This is a genomic window from Streptomyces sp. NPDC058665, from assembly GCF_042714995.1.
In the GTDB taxonomy this organism is placed as follows: domain Bacteria; phylum Actinomycetota; class Actinomycetes; order Streptomycetales; family Streptomycetaceae; genus Streptomyces.
The window spans coordinates 56,367-72,748 of sequence record NZ_JBHXRX010000005.1 but is presented as its reverse complement, the minus strand read 5'-3'; the positions used below and the strand labels follow the sequence as shown (position 1 = coordinate 72,748).

The 16,382-nt window shown below is 69.5% G+C and carries 14 protein-coding genes; 9 read left to right on the top strand and 5 right to left on the bottom strand.

The features are described 5' to 3' along the window. Nucleotides 1-9: 9 nt before the first annotated feature. The 5 genes from atpA (at nt 10) to ACFWV8_RS04420 (ending at nt 5,099) form a co-directional block, all read left to right on the top strand. Nucleotides 10-1,608 (top strand): F0F1 ATP synthase subunit alpha, encoded by a 1,599-nt coding sequence (atpA, locus tag ACFWV8_RS04440; protein WP_329381523.1) that lies wholly within the window; start codon nt 10-12, stop codon nt 1,606-1,608. 20 nt (nt 1,609-1,628) lie between these two features. Then, nucleotides 1,629-2,564, top strand: coding sequence for a F0F1 ATP synthase subunit gamma (locus ACFWV8_RS04435; RefSeq protein ID WP_384197891.1), 936 nt, complete (start codon nt 1,629-1,631; stop codon nt 2,562-2,564). Next, nucleotides 2,564-4,018, top strand: a complete 1,455-nt coding sequence (atpD, locus tag ACFWV8_RS04430; protein ID WP_329381519.1) for a F0F1 ATP synthase subunit beta — start codon at nt 2,564-2,566, stop codon at nt 4,016-4,018. The genes ACFWV8_RS04435 and atpD overlap by 1 nt, the downstream gene beginning before the upstream one ends. 126 nt (nt 4,019-4,144) lie before the next feature. Next, entirely contained in the window at nt 4,145-4,519 is a 375-nt protein-coding gene (locus ACFWV8_RS04425) for a F0F1 ATP synthase subunit epsilon (protein WP_189105439.1), read from the top strand. Nucleotides 4,520-4,652: 133 nt separating this feature from the next. Continuing rightward, nucleotides 4,653-5,099 (top strand): DUF2550 domain-containing protein, encoded by a 447-nt coding sequence (locus tag ACFWV8_RS04420; protein WP_329381516.1) that lies wholly within the window; start codon nt 4,653-4,655, stop codon nt 5,097-5,099. Between the two features lie 107 nt (nt 5,100-5,206). Here ACFWV8_RS04420 and ACFWV8_RS04415 read toward each other — a convergent pair whose 3' ends face one another. The 3 genes from ACFWV8_RS04415 to ACFWV8_RS04405 form a co-directional block, all read right to left on the bottom strand. Further along, a complete protein-coding gene (locus tag ACFWV8_RS04415) occupies nt 5,207-7,066 on the bottom strand; it encodes a glycosyl hydrolase family 18 protein (RefSeq protein WP_384197888.1) in 1,860 nt (619 codons plus the stop codon). 191 nt (nt 7,067-7,257) lie between these two features. Next, on the bottom strand, nt 7,258-7,908 hold the full coding sequence (locus tag ACFWV8_RS04410) for a response regulator (RefSeq protein WP_384197886.1): 651 nt from the start codon (nt 7,906-7,908) through the stop codon (nt 7,258-7,260). Continuing rightward, the gene (locus ACFWV8_RS04405) at nt 7,905-9,167 is read right to left on the bottom strand and encodes a sensor histidine kinase (RefSeq protein WP_384197885.1); all 1,263 of its coding nucleotides are present in this window, start codon (nt 9,165-9,167) and stop codon (nt 7,905-7,907) included. The genes ACFWV8_RS04410 and ACFWV8_RS04405 overlap by 4 nt, the downstream gene beginning before the upstream one ends. 100 nt (nt 9,168-9,267) lie before the next feature. On the opposite strand from ACFWV8_RS04405, the gene ACFWV8_RS04400 reads away from it, so the two are divergent. After that, nucleotides 9,268-9,846, top strand: coding sequence for a hypothetical protein (locus ACFWV8_RS04400; protein ID WP_384197884.1), 579 nt, complete (start codon nt 9,268-9,270; stop codon nt 9,844-9,846). A gap of 3 nt (nt 9,847-9,849) precedes the next feature. Here ACFWV8_RS04400 and ACFWV8_RS04395 read toward each other — a convergent pair whose 3' ends face one another. Beyond that, nucleotides 9,850-10,422: a cob(I)yrinic acid a,c-diamide adenosyltransferase gene (locus tag ACFWV8_RS04395; protein ID WP_329381508.1), complete on the bottom strand. Its 573-nt coding sequence runs from the start codon at nt 10,420-10,422 to the stop codon at nt 9,850-9,852. A gap of 288 nt (nt 10,423-10,710) precedes the next feature. On the opposite strand from ACFWV8_RS04395, the gene ACFWV8_RS04390 reads away from it, so the two are divergent. The 3 genes from ACFWV8_RS04390 to ACFWV8_RS04380 all read left to right on the top strand — a co-directional run bounded on the left by ACFWV8_RS04390 (nt 10,711) and on the right by ACFWV8_RS04380 (nt 14,813). After that, nucleotides 10,711-11,559: a 3-hydroxyacyl-CoA dehydrogenase family protein gene (locus ACFWV8_RS04390; RefSeq protein WP_329381506.1), complete on the top strand. Its 849-nt coding sequence runs from the start codon at nt 10,711-10,713 to the stop codon at nt 11,557-11,559. 181 nt (nt 11,560-11,740) lie between these two features. Further along, complete coding sequence (locus ACFWV8_RS04385; RefSeq protein WP_189105430.1) at nt 11,741-12,064, top strand: STAS domain-containing protein; 324 nt, start codon at nt 11,741-11,743, stop codon at nt 12,062-12,064. A 229-nt stretch (nt 12,065-12,293) separates the two neighbouring features. Then, nucleotides 12,294-14,813 carry an ATP-binding protein gene (locus ACFWV8_RS04380; protein WP_384197881.1) on the top strand — a complete coding sequence of 840 codons (2,520 nt, stop codon included), beginning with the start codon at nt 12,294-12,296 and terminating at the stop codon, nt 14,811-14,813. A 56-nt stretch (nt 14,814-14,869) separates the two neighbouring features. Here ACFWV8_RS04380 and ACFWV8_RS04375 read toward each other — a convergent pair whose 3' ends face one another. Continuing rightward, entirely contained in the window at nt 14,870-16,303 is a 1,434-nt protein-coding gene (locus ACFWV8_RS04375) for a purine-cytosine permease family protein (RefSeq protein ID WP_384197879.1), read from the bottom strand. Nucleotides 16,304-16,382: the final 79 nt, after the last annotated feature.

Here is a 16,382-nt window from a genome sequence, read left to right as displayed (position 1 = left end):
GGAATCCAGATGGCGGAGCTCACGATCCGGCCGGAGGAGATCCGGGATGCGCTGGAGAACTTTGTCCAGTCGTACAAGCCGGACGCGGCCTCGCGCGAGGAGGTCGGGACGGTCAGCGTTGCCGGTGACGGCATCGCGAAGGTCGAGGGTCTGCCCTCGGCCATGGCGAACGAACTGCTGAAGTTCGAGGACGGGACCCTCGGTCTCGCCCTGAACCTGGAGGAGCGCGAGATCGGCGCGGTCATCCTCGGTGAGTTCAGCGGTATCGAGGAGGGGCAGCCGGTCACCCGTACCGGCGAGGTGCTCTCCGTCGGCGTCGGCGAGGGCTACCTCGGCCGTGTCGTCGACCCGCTCGGTGCCCCGATCGACGGCCTCGGCGAGATCGCGACCGACGGCCGCCGCGCCCTGGAGCTCCAGGCTCCGGGCGTCATGGTCCGTAAGTCGGTGCACGAGCCGATGCAGACCGGCTACAAGGCCGTCGACTCGATGGTGCCGATCGGCCGTGGCCAGCGTCAGCTGATCATCGGCGACCGCCAGACCGGCAAGACCGCCCTGGCCGTCGACACCATCATCAACCAGCGCGACAACTGGCGCTCGGGCGACGTGAACAAGCAGGTCCGCTGCATCTACGTCGCCATCGGCCAGAAGGGCTCCACCATCGCGTCCGTACGCGGTGCCCTGGAGGAGGCCGGCGCCCTGGAGTACACGACGATCGTCGCCGCCCCGGCGTCCGACCCGGCGGGCTTCAAGTACCTGGCCCCGTACACCGGTTCGGCCATCGGCCAGCACTGGATGTACCAGGGCAAGCACGTCCTGATCATCTTCGACGACCTGTCGAAGCAGGCCGACGCCTACCGCGCCGTCTCGCTGCTGCTGCGCCGTCCGCCGGGCCGCGAGGCCTACCCGGGCGACGTCTTCTACCTGCACTCGCGTCTGCTGGAGCGCTGCGCCAAGCTCTCCGACGACATGGGCGCCGGTTCGATGACGGGTCTGCCCATCGTCGAGACCAAGGCGAACGACGTGTCGGCGTTCATCCCGACCAACGTCATCTCCATCACCGACGGCCAGTGCTTCCTGGAGTCCGACCTGTTCAACGCCGGCCAGCGGCCCGCGCTGAACGTCGGTATCTCGGTCTCCCGAGTCGGCGGTTCCGCCCAGCACCGGGCCATGCGCCAGGTGTCGGGACGACTGCGCGTGGACCTCGCCCAGTACCGCGAGCTGGAGGCGTTCGCCGCCTTCGGTTCCGACCTGGACGCCGCGTCGAAGGCGTCGCTCCAGCGTGGTCAGCGCATGGTCGAGCTGCTGAAGCAGCCTCAGTACGCGCCGTACCCCGTCGAGGAGCAGGTCGTCTCCATCTTCGCCGGCACCACCGGAAGGATGGACGACGTCCCGGTCGAGGACATCAGCCGCTTCGAGAGCGAGCTGCTGGAGCACCTGCGCCGCGAGCGCAAGGAGCTGCTGACCAGCATCGCCGAGGGCGGCAAGATGTCGGACGACACGGTCGAGTCCATCGGTGACGCCATCGCCGCCTTCAAGAAGCAGTTCGAGACCTCGGACGGCAAGCTTCTGGGCGACGACGCCCCGGCCGGCGTCAGCGTCTCCAAGTGACGACGGAAGGGACCTGACTCATGGGAGCCCAGCTCCGGGTCTACAAGCGTCGCATCAAATCCGTCACCGCGACCAAGAAGATCACCAAGGCGATGGAGATGATCGCCGCCTCGCGGATCGTCAAGGCGCAGCGCCGGGTGACGGCCTCGACACCGTACGCGACCGAGCTCACCCGCGCGGTCACGGCGGTGGCGACCGGATCCAACACCAACCACCCTCTGACCACGGAGGTCGAGGCGCCGGTACGGGCCGCGGTCCTGCTCATCACAAGCGACCGCGGACTGGCGGGCGGCTACTCCTCCAACGCCATCAAGGCGGCGGAGCGGCTCACCGAGCGGCTCAGGAGCGAGGGCAAGGAGGTCGACACGTACATCGTCGGCCGCAAGGGTGTCGCCTACTACGGCTTCCGTGAGCGCACGATCACGGACTCGTGGACCGGCTTCACCGACAGTCCGACCTACGCGGACGCGAAGGACGTCGCCGGACCGCTGATCGAGGCGGTCCAGCGGGACACGGCGGACGGCGGCGTGGACGAACTCCACATCGTCTTCACCGAGTTCATCTCGATGCTGACGCAGACGCCGGTGGAGAGCCGGCTGCTGCCCCTCTCCCTCGACGACACGGCGGAAGACGTGGACGGTGAGGCGGGGGCGGAGAAGAAGGACGAGATCCTTCCGCTGTTCGACTTCGAGCCGTCGGCGGAGGACGTCCTCGACGCCCTGCTGCCGCGCTACGTCGAGAGCCGTATCTACAACGCGCTGCTCCAGGCCGCCGCCTCCAAGCACGCGGCCACCCGCCGCGCGATGAAGTCGGCGACCGACAACGCCGGGGATCTCATCAAGAGCCTCTCCCGGCTTGCCAACGCGGCCCGCCAGGCCGAAATCACCCAGGAAATCAGCGAGATCGTCGGTGGCTCCAGCGCCCTGGCCGACGCGACCGCGGGGAGTGAAAAGTAATGACGACCACAGTTGAGGCGGCCACCCCGGGAAGCACGGCCACGGGCCGCGTCGCCCGGGTCATCGGCCCGGTCGTCGACGTGGAGTTCCCCGTCGACGCGATGCCGGAGATCTACAACGCACTGCACGTCGAGGTGGCCGACCCGGCCGAGGACGGCAAGCAGAAGACGCTGACGCTCGAAGTCGCCCAGCACCTGGGTGACGGAGTCGTACGCGCCATCTCGATGCAGCCGACCGACGGTCTGATCCGCCAGGCCGTGGTGACGGACACCGGCTCCGGCATCACGGTGCCCGTCGGTGACGTGACCAAGGGCAAGGTGTTCAACACCCTCGGCCAGATCCTGAACGACCCGGACGGCGAGGCTCAGATCACCGAGCGCTGGCCGATCCACCGCAAGGCCCCGGCCTTCGACCAGCTTGAGTCGAAGACCGAGATGTTCGAGACCGGCCTGAAGGTCGTCGACCTGCTGACCCCGTACGTCAAGGGCGGCAAGATCGGTCTCTTCGGTGGAGCGGGCGTCGGCAAGACGGTCCTCATCCAGGAAATGATCATGCGTGTGGCGAAGCTGCACGAAGGTGTTTCCGTGTTCGCCGGTGTCGGTGAGCGCACCCGTGAGGGCAACGACCTCATCGACGAGATGACCGAGTCGGGCGTCCTGGACAAGACCGCGCTGGTCTTCGGCCAGATGGACGAGCCGCCGGGCACCCGTCTGCGGGTCGCCCTGTCCGCCCTGACCATGGCGGAGTACTTCCGCGATGTGCAGAAGCAGGACGTGCTGCTCTTCATCGACAACATCTTCCGCTTCACCCAGGCCGGTTCCGAGGTCTCCACGCTGCTCGGCCGTATGCCGTCCGCGGTGGGTTACCAGCCGACCCTGGCGGACGAGATGGGTGTGCTCCAGGAGCGCATCACCTCGACCCGCGGTCACTCGATCACCTCGATGCAGGCGATCTACGTGCCGGCGGACGACCTGACCGACCCGGCCCCGGCCACGACCTTCGCGCACCTCGACGCGACGACCGTGCTGTCGCGTCCGATCTCGGAGAAGGGCATCTACCCGGCGGTCGACCCGCTGGACTCGACGTCCCGCATCCTGGACCCGCGTTACATCTCGCAGGCGCACTACGACGCGGCCAGCCGCGTCAAGGGAATCCTGCAGAAGAACAAGGACCTCCAGGACATCATCGCGATCCTCGGTATCGACGAGCTGGGCGAGGAGGACAAGCTCGTCGTCCACCGCGCCCGTCGTGTCGAGCGCTTCCTGTCGCAGAACACCCACGCCGCCAAGCAGTTCACCGGCCTGGACGGCTCCGACGTACCGCTCGACGAGTCGATCTCCGCGTTCAACGCGATCTGCGACGGGGACTACGACCACTTCCCCGAGCAGGCGTTCTTCATGTGCGGTGGTATCGACGACCTGAAGGCGAAGGCCAAGGAGCTCGGCATCTCCTGAGTCCCCAGGGACTCGACGGTGGGGGGCGGCCTCGTACCGCCCCCCACCGAACCGCCGATCGTGAACCCCATAGAATCTAGACCGACACCCGGCTGCCAAGCCGGGTGGTGACCCGAGGAGCCACCCTTGGCTGCTGAGCTGCACGTCGAGCTGGTCGCCGCGGACCGCAGTGTCTGGTCCGGCGAGGCCACCCTGGTCGTCGCGCGCACCACCTCCGGCGACATCGGCGTCATGCCCGGTCACCAGCCGCTGCTCGGTGTGCTGGAATCGGGCCCCGTGACCATCCGTACGACCGACGGCGGAACGGTCGTCGCCGCTGTGCACGGCGGTTTCCTGTCGTTCGCCGACAACAAGCTCTCGCTGCTCGCGGAGATCGCCGAGCTGGCGGACGAGATCGACGCCCAGCGTGCCGAGCGCGCGCTGGAGCGTGCGAAGTCCGACGACGACGATGCCGCCGAGCGGCGTGCGGATGTCCGGCTTCGCGCTGTGGCGGTGCGTTGACGCACCGCTTCTGGAATTACCCTCAGCCGCGGCCCGTTCTGGAGTCATCCAGACCGTGTCGCGGCTGAGGCGATGCGGAAGCTGTTTCTGTTCGTTCGTGCGGGTTACTCGATAGGCGAGGAGGTCGGTACAGATGGTCCTCGCGCTGCTTGTCTGCGGACTGGTCGTCGTGCTGGTTGCGGTGGGGCTCTTCGTCTTCGGGCTGCGCCGGCGGCTGATCCAGCGGTCCGGCGGCACCTTCGACTGTTCGCTGCGCTGGAACGTGGCGGAGGAGCCCGATACGACCGGCAAGGGCTGGGTGTACGGCGTGGCCCGCTACAGCGGCGACCGGATCAACTGGTTCCGGGTCTTCTCGTACGCGCCCAGGCCCCGCCGGAGCCTTGAGCGCTCGGCCATCGAGGTGCGCGCCCGGCGCGCCCCCGAGGGCGAGGAGGAGCTGGCGCTGCTCTCCGACTCCGTCGTGCTCGGCTGTGTCCACAAGGGGACGCGCCTGGAGCTGGCGATGAGTGAGGACGCGCTGACCGGCTTCCTCGCCTGGCTGGAGGCGGCACCGCCCGGCCAGCGGGTGAACGTGGCCTGAGCGGGCCTGAGATCGGGTCTGAGGGGGTCGCCTGACCGGGCCTGGGCCGAACGCATGACGAGGGGGACGGTGCACGGGCACCGTCCCCCTCGCGTATGAGTGTCGTGCTACTTCAGACCGTTGCTGATCGCGGTGACCAGTTCGCCGTTGGCGGTGTCACCGGTGAAGTCCCAGAAGAACGCGCCGCCGAGGCCCTGGCCCTTGGCCCAGGTCATCTTGGACGCGATCGTCGCCGGGGTGTCGTAGCTCCACCAGTTGCTGCCGCACTTGGCGTACGAGGTGCCGCCGACGGTGCCGGTGGGCGGGCAGGTGTTCTTGAGGACCTTGTAGTCCTCGATGCCCGCCTCGTACGTGCCGGGCGCGGCGCCCGTCGCCGTACCGCCGGGAGCGGCCTGGGTGACGCCGGTCCAGCCGCGTCCGTAGAAGCCGATGCCGAGGAGCAGCTTCTTGGCCGGGACGCCCTGCGCCTTGTACTTGGCGATCGCGTCGGCGGAGTTGAAGCCGGCCTGCGGGATGCCCGGGTACGAGGTGAGCGGGGAGTGCGGGGCCGTGGGGCCCTGCGCGGCGAAGGCGCCGAAGAAGTCGTACGTCATGACGTTGAGCCAGTTCATGTACTGCGAGGCGCCCGCGTAGTCGGTGGCGTCGATCTTGCCGCCGCTGGAGGCGTCGGCGGTGACGGCCGCGGTGACCAGGTAGTTGGCACCGAACTTGGCGCGCATGGCCTGCACCATGTTCTTCATCGCCGCGGGGCCGCTGGTGTCACAGCTCAGACCACAGGCGTTCGGGTACTCCCAGTCCAGGTCGATGCCGTCGAAGACATCGGCCCAGCGCGGGTCCTCGACCAGGTCGTAGCAGGACTGCGCGAAGGCGGCCGGGTTCTTCACCGCGTCACCGAAGCCGCCGGACCAGGTCCAGCCGCCGAAGGACCAGAGGACCTTGATGTTCGGGTTGGCGGCCTTGAGCTTGCGCAGCTGGTTGAAGTTGCCGCGCAGCGGCTGGTCCCAGGTGTCGGCGACGCCGTCCACGGACTGGTCGGCGGTGTACGCCTTGTCGTACGCGGCGTAGCTGTCACCGATGGTGCACTTGCCGCCCTGGACGTTGCCGAACGAGTAGTTGATGTGCGTGATCTTCGACGCGCTGCCGGACGTCACGATGTTCTTGACGTGGTAGTTGCGGTCGTAGACGCCCCACTCGGTGAAGTAGCCGAGCTTGACCTGGTCGCCGGGGGTGCCCGGGTCCGTGCCGCCGCCGGTGGTCTTCACGGCGACCGAGCCGCTGACCGGTCCGGTCTGGTCGGCCGTGTCACGGGCCTGGACGCTGTAGGAGTAGCTGGTGCCCGCGGTCAGGCCGGTGTTCGTGTACGTCGTACCGGTGACCGTGGCGATCTTCGAACCGTCGCGCAGGACGTCGTAGTTCTTGATGCCCTTGTCGTCGGTGGCGGCGCTCCAGCTGAGCTTGGCCGACGTGTTGGTGATCTCGCTCGCGGTGGGCGTGCCCGGGGCGGTGGGTGCCGAGTCGCCGGGGACGCTGCCGCCGTCGCAGGACGCGCCGTTGAGCTTGCAGTTGGTGGGGGAACCGGCGCCGGAGCCGGTGCCGTTGAAGCCGAAGGTGACGGAGGCGCCCGGGTTGAGGGTGCCGTTCCAGCCGACGTTCTTGGCGGTCCAGTGGTTGGTGCCGCTCTTGGTCACCGTGGCGTCCCAGGCGGAGCCCACGCCGGTGCCGGCGGGGAAGTCCCACTCGACGGTCCAGGAGCTGAGGGTCGTGGTGCCGGTGTTCTTCACCGTCCACGAGCCTTCGAAGCCGGTGCCCCAGTCGGACTTCTTGGTGTACGTGGCGGTCGCCGACGTCGCGGCCTCGGCGGGGGAGGCCAGGCCGACCATGGCGGCGAGGGGGAGGAGCAGTGCGGTCAGCGCCGCGACGGATCTGGATCTGAGTCTGGTTCTTCGGGCGGGTGTGCTGGTGCTCAAGGGGTACTCCTCTGGTGAGTGCAGAGCAGTTCGGGGATGGTCCGGATGGTCCGTTTGACCCGACTCTTGCGACAGCTCGCGCACTAGTCAGTGGCGTGAGAGTAAGGAGGTCTGGACCAATCGTCAATAGGTCCAGACCAAAGGTGACAGGTCGGGTACGCCACCAGGTACGTCCCCGGCCCGGTGTCCGTTCAGATCCCCAACTCTTGTGCCAGCACCGCCGCTTGCACCCGGCTGCGCAGCTCCAGCTTGCCCAGCAGCCTGCTCACATGCGTCTTGACCGTCGCCTCGGCCATGTCGAGCCGTACCGCGATCTCCGCGTTCGACAGCCCGTCACCCAGACTCGACAGCACCTCGCGCTCGCGCCGGGTGAGCGCGTCCAGCACCGAGGGATCCGGCGCGTCCGGCGACCGTACGGCCTTCGGGGCGGCGAACTCCGCGATCAGCCGCCGCGTCACGGCCGGCGCGATCAGCCCCTCGCCGCGCGCCACCGTCCGCACCGCCTCGATCAGGGCCTTCGCCTCGGTGTTCTTCAGCAGGAACCCGGACGCCCCGGCGCGCAGCGCGCCGAAGACGTACTCGTCGAGGTCGAACGTCGTCAGTACGAGGACGTCGGCCAGCTTCTCGCCGACCACCTGCCGGGTCGCCGACACCCCGTCGAGCCGGGGCATCTGCACATCCATCAGCACCAGGTCCGGGCGGAGTTCACGGGCCAGCCGGACGGCCTCCTCGCCGTCCCCCGCCTCGCCGACGACCTCGATCTCCGGCGAGCTGCGCAGGATCAGCACGAGCCCCGCGCGCACCGCCGACTGGTCCTCGGCCACCAGAACCCGGATCGTCATGGAGTGCCGCCCCTCTCCTCGACGGGCAGTTCCGCCCGTACCCGCCATGTCTTCGGCCCGGCCCCGTCGTCCGCCGTGACAGGGCCTGCCCCGAACTCGCCGTCCAGCAGCGCGACTCGCTCCCGCATCCCGACCAGCCCCGCGCCGGAGCCCGGTGCGCGGGGGCCCGGCCGGTCGCCGTACGGGCTGACGACCTCGACACGCAGAGCGAGCCGCGAGCGTTCCAGACAGACCGTCACCTGGCCGCGCGGCGCGTGCTTGAGCGCGTTGGTCAGCGACTCCTGGACGATGCGGTACGCGGCCATCTCCACCGGAGCCGGCAGCGGCGCGTCCTCGCCCCGCCGGTCCTCAAGGACGAACGTGAGCCCACTGGACGCGCCGGTCGTACGCGCCTGCTCCACGAGCGAGTCGAGCGCCCCCAGCGTCGGCGCCGGGGCCGGCTCCCGGTCGTCGCCGCTGTCCCGCAACAGCCCGATCAGCCGCCGCATCTCCGCCAGTCCGGCGACGCTGTTCTCCCGGATCACCGCCAGCGCGTCCTCGGTGGTGCGCGCGTCGCGGAGGGAGAGCGCGGCGGTGGAGTGGATCGCGATGGCCGACAGATGGTTGGCGACCATGTCGTGCAGCTCACGGGCCATCCGCGCGCGCTCGGCCGTCACGGCCTGGGTGCGGTCGATCTCCGCGAGCAGGGCGGTCTGCTGGGCCCGCAGTCGGGCCGCCTCAGCGGCGTCGCGGTGGTTGCGCACCAGCACCCCGGTGAAAGCCGGGCCGACACTGATCGCGGCGGCGACCACCCCGAGCACCAGCGCCTCGGGCGAGCGGAGCCAGCTCAGGGCCGCGACGGTGACGACGACCGAGAGCAGCACCGTGCCCCAGGGGATACGGCGTGCGGCGGAGGGGCTGCCGTACAGCACCGCCGCGTAGACGATGTCCGTGAACATGGCGACCGTCGCCAAACTGCCCTGGGTGAACTGGTCGGCGACCAGCGAGAGGGCGGCGACGAGGAGGGCTGTGCGGGGCGCGCTCCTGCGCACCAGCTCCGTCAGGGAGATGGCGACGAGCGGAACCAGCACCCAGAGGCCGGGCAGCACACGGCCGCCCTGGGTGTGCAGCCCGAGTGCCCACAGCAGGACGCCGCCCAGCAGGCCGGCGGCCGAGATCAGGACATCCTCGCGGTGCGGGCGGGGAAAGACGGTCACCCCACCATCCAACACGGAGCCGTGTACGGGCACCTCCACGTACCGGCCGAGGCGGCGGTACATCGAAGGATGCAGTCATGGTTCGTCACTGCCGACGACGATCGGCGCCCGGACCGGCGGGAGGCTTGGAGTGGGCCCGAACCCGGGCCGGAAGGGGGCTGACGTGATCGTCACGCTGATCATCATCTGTGAGGTCGGATTCTGGGTGCTGCTGGGCCTCGGACTGTCCTTGCGCTACTTCGCCAGGATGCCGCGGGCGTCGGTCGCGGTGCTGCTGTGCGAGCCGCTGCTGGAGGTCCTGCTGCTGGTCGTGACGGCGATCGACCTCAAGAACGGCGCCGAACCCGACTGGAAGCACGGGCTGGCCGCGGTCTACATCGGGTTCTCGGTGGCCCTCGGCCCGGAGCTGATCAAGTGGGCCGACGCGCGCTTCGCCCACCGCTTCGCGGGCGGTCCGCCGCCGGTGAGGCCGCCGAAGTACGGCAGGGCGCGCGCCGTCCACGAGTGGCGGACGGCGGCCCGCTGGGTGGCCGCCTCGGCCATCGCGATCGGTCTGCTCCAGTCCGCGATCTGGTACGTCGGCTCCGACGGGGACATCGGGTCGCTCCAGATGTGGCAGCAGAAGATGGCCTTCGTGATCGGGATCAACCTTGTGATCGCGATCGGCTACACGCTCTTCCCGAAGAAGGACCCGACAGGCCACGCGACGGCGGAGCGGCCCAGCTCCTACAGCGAACGATAGGCGTCAGCGCTCGCCGCCCGGCACCCACAGCACGTCTCCGACCTCCTTGTTCGCCACCCTGGCCAGGATGAACAGGAGGTCGGAGAGCCGGTTGAGATACGTCGCCGTCAGCGGGTTCATGGTCTCCCCGTGCGTCTCGAACGCCCCCCACGTCGAGCGCTCCGCGCGCCGTACGACGGTGCACGCCTGGTGCAGCAGCGCCGCCCCCGCCGTACCCCCGGGCAGGATGAAGCTCCGCAGCTTCTCGACCTCCTCCAGGAAGCGGTCGCAGTCCGACTCCAGCTTGTCGATGTATGTCTGCTCGACCCGCAGCGGCGGATACTCCGGTGCCTCGACGACCGGTGTGGAGAGGTCGGCGCCGACGTCGAAGAGGTCGTTCTGGACCCGGACGAGGACCTTCACGACGTCGTCCCTGAGCTGCCCCAGAGCGATCGCCGTACCGATGACGGCGTTGGCCTCGTTGGCGTCGGCGTAGGCGGCGATCCGCGGATCGGTCTTGGCGGTCCGGCTCATGTCGCCGAGCGCCGTGGTGCCCTTGTCGCCGGTGCGTGTGTAGATACGCGTCAGATTGACCATGCGGCCAGCCTAGGCCGTGCGTCGGCCCCCGGTGGGAGGCACGATGGGTCGTCTGCCACACGGAACGACATCGGGGAAGTGCCGGGAGAAAAGGTGCCCAAGTACGCGGTACGGCAAGGCTGATGGGCGCCCCGGCGCGCCTGCGGATGTGATGTCCGTCATGTGAGACGTGACGCGCATCTCTTCATCACCACAGGGCAGCTCACGACCGATAACCTCCGGGCAGGAACAATGTAAAGCGCGTGTTAAGCCGCGCGTGGGTCCGCAGCGGAAATCAAGGGGTACGTCGTGGCCAGGAAGCTCGCCGTCATCGGTGCCGGACTCATGGGGGCCGGCATCGCGCAGGTCTCGGCCCAGGCCGGCTGGGACGTCGTACTGCGGGATGTGACCGATGGGGCCCTGACCCGTGGCAGGGACGCGATCCGCGCCTCGTACGCCAAATTCGTCACCAAGGGCAAGCTCGAAGAGGCGGACGCGGACGCCGCGCTCGCCCGGATCACCACGACCACCGACCTGGACGCCGCGGCCGACGCCGACATCGTCGTCGAGGCCGTCTTCGAGAAGCTCGACATCAAGCACGAGATCTTCCGGACGCTCGACAAGCTCGTACGTGACGACACCGTCCTCGCCTCCAACACCTCGGCCATCCCGATCACCAAGATCGCCGCGGCGACGACGCGCCCCGAACGGGTCGTGGGCGCGCACTTCTTCTCGCCCGTACCGATGATGAACCTCTGCGAACTGGTACGCGGCTACAAGACCAGCGACGAAACCCTCGCCACCACACGGGAGTTCGCCGAATCGGTCGGCAAGACCTGCATCGTCGTCAACCGTGACGTCGCGGGCTTCGTCACCACCCGTCTGATCACCGCCCTGGTCGTCGAGGCCGCCAAGCTCCAGGAGTCGGGCGTCGCCACGGCCGAGGACATCGACATCGCCTGCAAGCTCGGCTTCGGCCACGCCATGGGGCCGCTCGCCACCGCCGACCTCACGGGCATCGACATCCTGCTGCACGCCGCCGACAACATCTATACGGAGTCGCAGGACGAGAAGTTCGCGGCGCCCGAGCTGATGCGCCGGATGGTGGACGCGGGTGACATCGGGCGCAAGAGCGGGCAGGGCTTCTACAAGCACTGACCGCGTCCGGTGGGCACTGGGCCACATCGACCGCCCGCCCTCACTCCACCGGGTGAATTCGGTATCAGTTCGCTCACGGACGGCAACTTCCTCAGCCGCAGGGCTGTCAGTTGTTGCACAAAGACATCGCACGAACACAGAGAAGACCGACGCGGAGCACATAAGCATTCGGGGAGCGCATATGTACATCAGGGGCGACCACGCCGAGCTGGTCGTCGAGGGCCGCCTCGACGTCCGCAGCGCGGCGGACGCCCGTACGGTCCTGCACACGGCTGTCGACGACGGAGCCGGCGACCTGGTGCTCGATCTGACCGGACTCGATTCCTGGGACGCTACGGGCCTCGGCGTCATCATGGGCGCGCACCGGCGGGCCGGCCGGTGCGGTCGCAGACTCGTCCTGCGCGGTGTGCCCGCCCAGATGCAGCGTCTGCTGGTGGCCACTCGGCTGCACCGCATCCTCGCCATCGAGGGCGGGATCGCAGCAGAATCGCTTCCGCGCGTCTGACCGTTCCGAGCTGTCCGGGCCTCCGGCACCGCCCGCCGGGCCACGCACAATCCTCACGAGACCGTGACGTCTCGGACGAGGTGGCACCCCGGCTGTTCCTGGATACTGTGCGGAGGTTTAGGGTTTCGGCCGTCGGCCGACCCACACGGCGGGCACCGGACCAGAAGTGACAGCGGGGCGTGCGAGGCCGGGAGAGCAACCGCACGCCACGATCTGGGGGGCTTTGACGATGAACCCGACCGACCCGACCCATCAGGCGGACCCAGGTCCCGAGGGTGCCGGTCCCACGGGCACAGGTCCCGGCGGCACCGGGCGCGCCGATGACAGGGCCGCCGAAGCCGTGGACCGGCCGAACCCGTGGGGGACGCACCCGGCGCCCGCGCGCACCGTCGAGCTGATCTCGGGCGACTTCCTGATCACCGTCAACCCGGTCGACGGCAGCGAGATCGAGCCCTGCCCGCCGGGATCGCAACCGCCCACCCCTGTCAGGCTCGACGCCGACGAGCGCGCCGAGCAGCGCCGTGCCGGCCGTCCGCCGATACCGCCCGGCCCCGGCGCGCCTCCGCTCCCGCTGCTGGAGCGTCAGGAGGAGCGCGAGCGACTGGCCGAACTGCTGGGGCGCGGCCACTCCGTACGGCTCACCGGCTCCGCCGGCTCCGGCCGTACCTCACTGATCGAGGCAGTCGCCGCCGAGTGCGAGGACCTCGCGCCGGACGGGGTCGTACGGCTCTCCGGCCACCACCGCACCGTCACCGAGCTGTTGTACGAGCTGTACGCGGCGGTCTACCGGTCCGCGCTCCACCGCCCCGACCGCGCGGGCCTGTTGGAACTGGTGCGCGGCATCGGCGCGGTCGTCGTCGTGGACGACCTCGAATTCGGCGGCGAGCCGCTGGACGAACTCCTCGACGCCGCACCGGAATGCGCCTTCCTCCTCGCCGTCACGCCGGACGTGGACGCCCCCATCTCGCGCTCGCCCCTCGAAGAGGTCCTGCTCGGCGGACTCGGCCGCGCCGCCTCGCTCGATCTGCTGGAGCGCGCCACCGGGCGGTCGTTGACCGACGAGGAGTCGAACTGGGCCGGTGACCTATGGTTCGAGTCCGAGGGACTGCCGCAGCGCTTCGTCCAGGCCGCGGCGCTGCTGCGCGGACGCGACCGGCTGCGCGGCGAATCGGAGGCGTACGAGGCGGACGGGGTCTTCGTCCATGAGCCGGCCGGCTCTCCGCAGGGCCAAGGGCCGGGCCAGGATGGTCTGTTCGATGACAGCGGGCTCACCGCCGACGGGTACGACATCCCGCTGCCGACCCTCGGGGAGGGCGCCGCGCCCGCCGCACTGCTCGCCTCCCGGCTCTCCGAGGCCGCGCGTGAGACCTTGCGCTTCGCCGTCGCGCTCGGCGGCGAGGTCCCGCACCAGGCCCATCTGCCCGCCCTGGTGGGCGACACCCACGCCGACGCCGCCGTCGGCGAACTGATGGTCGCCGGCCTGCTCTCACCCGTCGGCCCGCGCTACCGGCTCGCCGCCGGAGCCCTCGCGCAACTGGAGGCGCAGGGGTACGGCGACGAGGCCACGTCCCGAGCGCATGTCGCCGTCCAGCACTTCACCTGGTGGGCCGGCCATCCGTCGGTCACCGCGCGCCGGGCCTCCGCCGAGGCCGACGCGCTGCTGGCCGCGATGACGCCCCTGGTCTCCAGCGGCGAGGCGGGGCACGCGAGCGCCGCAGTCCTGCTGGCCAGGGGCGCGGCGCCCGCCTTCATGGCGGGACTGCACTGGGGCGCCTGGGAGCGCGCGCTGCGGATCGGCCAGGAGGCGGCGCGGATCGCCGGAGAGGTCGCCGAAGAGGCGTATTTCCACCACGAGTTGGGGATTCTCGCGCTCTGCGTCGGGAGCCTGGACCGGGCCCGCGCCGAACTGGAGACCTCGATCGGCATGCGCGGGGCGGTGGCGGACAAGCAGGGCACGGTGTCCGGCCGCAGGGCGCTGGCCCTGGTCAGCGACCGCGAGAACGGGAACACGGTGATCGTCCCCCGCCACCGGGCGGACGACGAGCTGCCGGTGTCGCCGTCGCGCGGCGTCTCGATGATCGTGCCCGTGTCCCACCCGCGGTCGCCGGACGACCGGATGACGCTGGTGACCCGGCGCGACGACACCCCGCCGACGGGCGGTTCGGGCGCCGCGCCGCGCCGCCGCCGTCCGGTGCTGGGCGGCGCCCGCCGCAACCTGGTCGCCGCGGGCGCGGGCGCGGTGCTCGCCGCCGTACTGGGCACGGTCGTGACACTCGGGGCGTCGGGCAACGACACCTCGCCCACGGACCGGGTCCAGACGGACAACTCGACGGACGACGACGGCACCGCCGGATACGACGACTCGACGCCGACGGACGCGGACACGGAGAAGCCGGCCAAGCCCGCCGGGGTCCCGGCCAGGACGGACTCGGACACCCCGACACCCACCACCAGCGGCGGCTCGCAGTCCCCGGACCCCTCCGGCACCCCGTCGGACGCCCCGTCGAAGCCGGACGACGACCCGGCATCCCCGGACCCGGACCCGTCCGACACGAAGCCCACCCCGACGAAGACGAGTCCGTCGCCGACCCCCACGAGGACCACCTCGCCCCCGCCGTCGTCACCGCCGCCGTCCTCCACGCCGCCGGACCCCTCGGACCCGCCGGAGTCGGCGACGATGAGCAACCCGGCGCAGCCGACGTCGGCTTCCCCGTCGGACTCCCCGGACACCACGGCGTCGATGATCTGACGGCGCCGGCCTCCGTGGATCGATCCACAGAGGCCGGGGCGGTTCGAGGGGCGGTGTCAGTCCTTCGCGGCAGGGGTCGCGACCGTGGCTGCCGGCGCGGGACGGTCGGGGTCCGGTGTGTAGTAACGGCCCCCGGTGGCCTTCGTGAGGGCGATGTGGACGAGTGGCCCGAGGAACATCGCGATGAACGACGCGTAGGCCACCGGGTAGACCTCCACGATGCCGAGGGCGCCGACGAAGACGGCGAGACCGAGGGAGACCAGACCGCACGGGTTCCACTCCCGTACCTCGGTGTCGCGGAACTCGATGTTCTCGGCCCGGCCGAGACCCAGCCAGCGACGGCAGATGAAGTAGTCGGCGAGGATGATCAGCACCCAGGTGTTGGTCAGCACACCGGTGATGGCCAGGAACGTGCCGAGGTGGTTGATGACGTTGGTCGCGTAGAACATGACACCGAAGATCCAGACCGCGAACATCCACCAGGGGCGTCCCGGGCGGAACTTGGCCACCGCGTCGAACCCGCTGGAGAGGGTGATGGAGCCGCCGTAGAGATTCATCACGTTGATGCGGATCTGTGTGATGACGACGAACACGACGCCCGCCAGGCCCATGAGGTGGACGAAGACGAAGCCGGGGTCCTGCGCCTTCTCCTGGCCGAAGGAATCGACCAGGGAGGATCCGAGCATGGCGCCGATGAGGATGATGACGAGCATCGGGACGAGTTCGAGCAGCATGATGGTCGCGGTGCCGCGGTAGCGGATACGGCGCTTGGCGAAACGCCCGTAATCGGTGGCCATCAGCCCCTGGAAGATCATCTGTCCGTTGGCGAAGCTCATCGCGGTCCACAGTGCCGCCCCGCCACCCGTGGCGGTGGAGTGCCACTGACTGACGCCGGCCACGTCGTGCTCCGAGCCGAGGGCGACCAGCGCCCACACGAGGAGGCCGACGAAGATCGGGAAGCCCCAGGTCTGGAGCACCGACATCGCGTACATTCCGCGCCAGACGAAGGCGATCGTGATGAGGCCGATCAGGGCGAAGATCCCGATGCCGACGAAGGAGTCGATCGGGATGTCGAAGTAGTACGCGATCGCGTGCGAGACGATCGTCCCCTCGAACAGGAAGTAGTAGACGAAGTTGACCGCGTAGATGAACGAGGTCAACGCCGCCCCGCGGCTGCCGAAGCCCAGCCCCCGGGAGATCAGGCTCTGCGAGAGGCCCTCACGGCTGGCCATGCGCATGGTCAGTGAGCCTATGAGGATCGCGCCTATGAAGAAGTAGCCGATCGGCAGCAGCATCAGCGGCCAGCCCACCAGGAAGGTCTGCTGGGCGCCGAAGCTGAAGAAGAACATCGCGGTGGCGTTGCCGAGCAGCACGAGGCTGATGGCGGGGATCGGCCAGCGCTTGCTGTCCGGGACGCGCTCGACGGCGAAGCTCTCGATCTGGTCGTCGAGTGATGCTTCCGGGCCGCGGAAGGACTCTCTGATGGACATGAGGGTGGCTCTTTCCAGGAGGGGACTGTCGGTTCTCGTGAGGGGTGGACGGTGAGGGGTCGCAGGCGGTGAGGGCGCC

Coding starts and splice junctions, on each gene's coding strand:
- atpA (WP_329381523.1), top strand. CDS start 10: ATGGCGGAGCTCACGATCCGGCCGGAGGAGATCCGGGATGCGCTGGAG.
- ACFWV8_RS04435 (WP_384197891.1), top strand. CDS start 1,629: ATGGGAGCCCAGCTCCGGGTCTACAAGCGTCGCATCAAATCCGTCACC.
- atpD (WP_329381519.1), top strand. CDS start 2,564: ATGACGACCACAGTTGAGGCGGCCACCCCGGGAAGCACGGCCACGGGC.
- ACFWV8_RS04420 (WP_329381516.1), top strand. CDS start 4,653: ATGGTCCTCGCGCTGCTTGTCTGCGGACTGGTCGTCGTGCTGGTTGCG.
- ACFWV8_RS04410 (WP_384197886.1), bottom strand. CDS start 7,908: ATGACGATCCGGGTTCTGGTGGCCGAGGACCAGTCGGCGGTGCGCGCG.
- ACFWV8_RS04405 (WP_384197885.1), bottom strand. CDS start 9,167: ATGTACCGCCGCCTCGGCCGGTACGTGGAGGTGCCCGTACACGGCTCC.
- ACFWV8_RS04395 (WP_329381508.1), bottom strand. CDS start 10,422: ATGGTCAATCTGACGCGTATCTACACACGCACCGGCGACAAGGGCACC.
- ACFWV8_RS04385 (WP_189105430.1), top strand. CDS start 11,741: ATGTACATCAGGGGCGACCACGCCGAGCTGGTCGTCGAGGGCCGCCTC.
- ACFWV8_RS04380 (WP_384197881.1), top strand. CDS start 12,294: ATGAACCCGACCGACCCGACCCATCAGGCGGACCCAGGTCCCGAGGGT.
- ACFWV8_RS04375 (WP_384197879.1), bottom strand. CDS start 16,303: ATGTCCATCAGAGAGTCCTTCCGCGGCCCGGAAGCATCACTCGACGAC.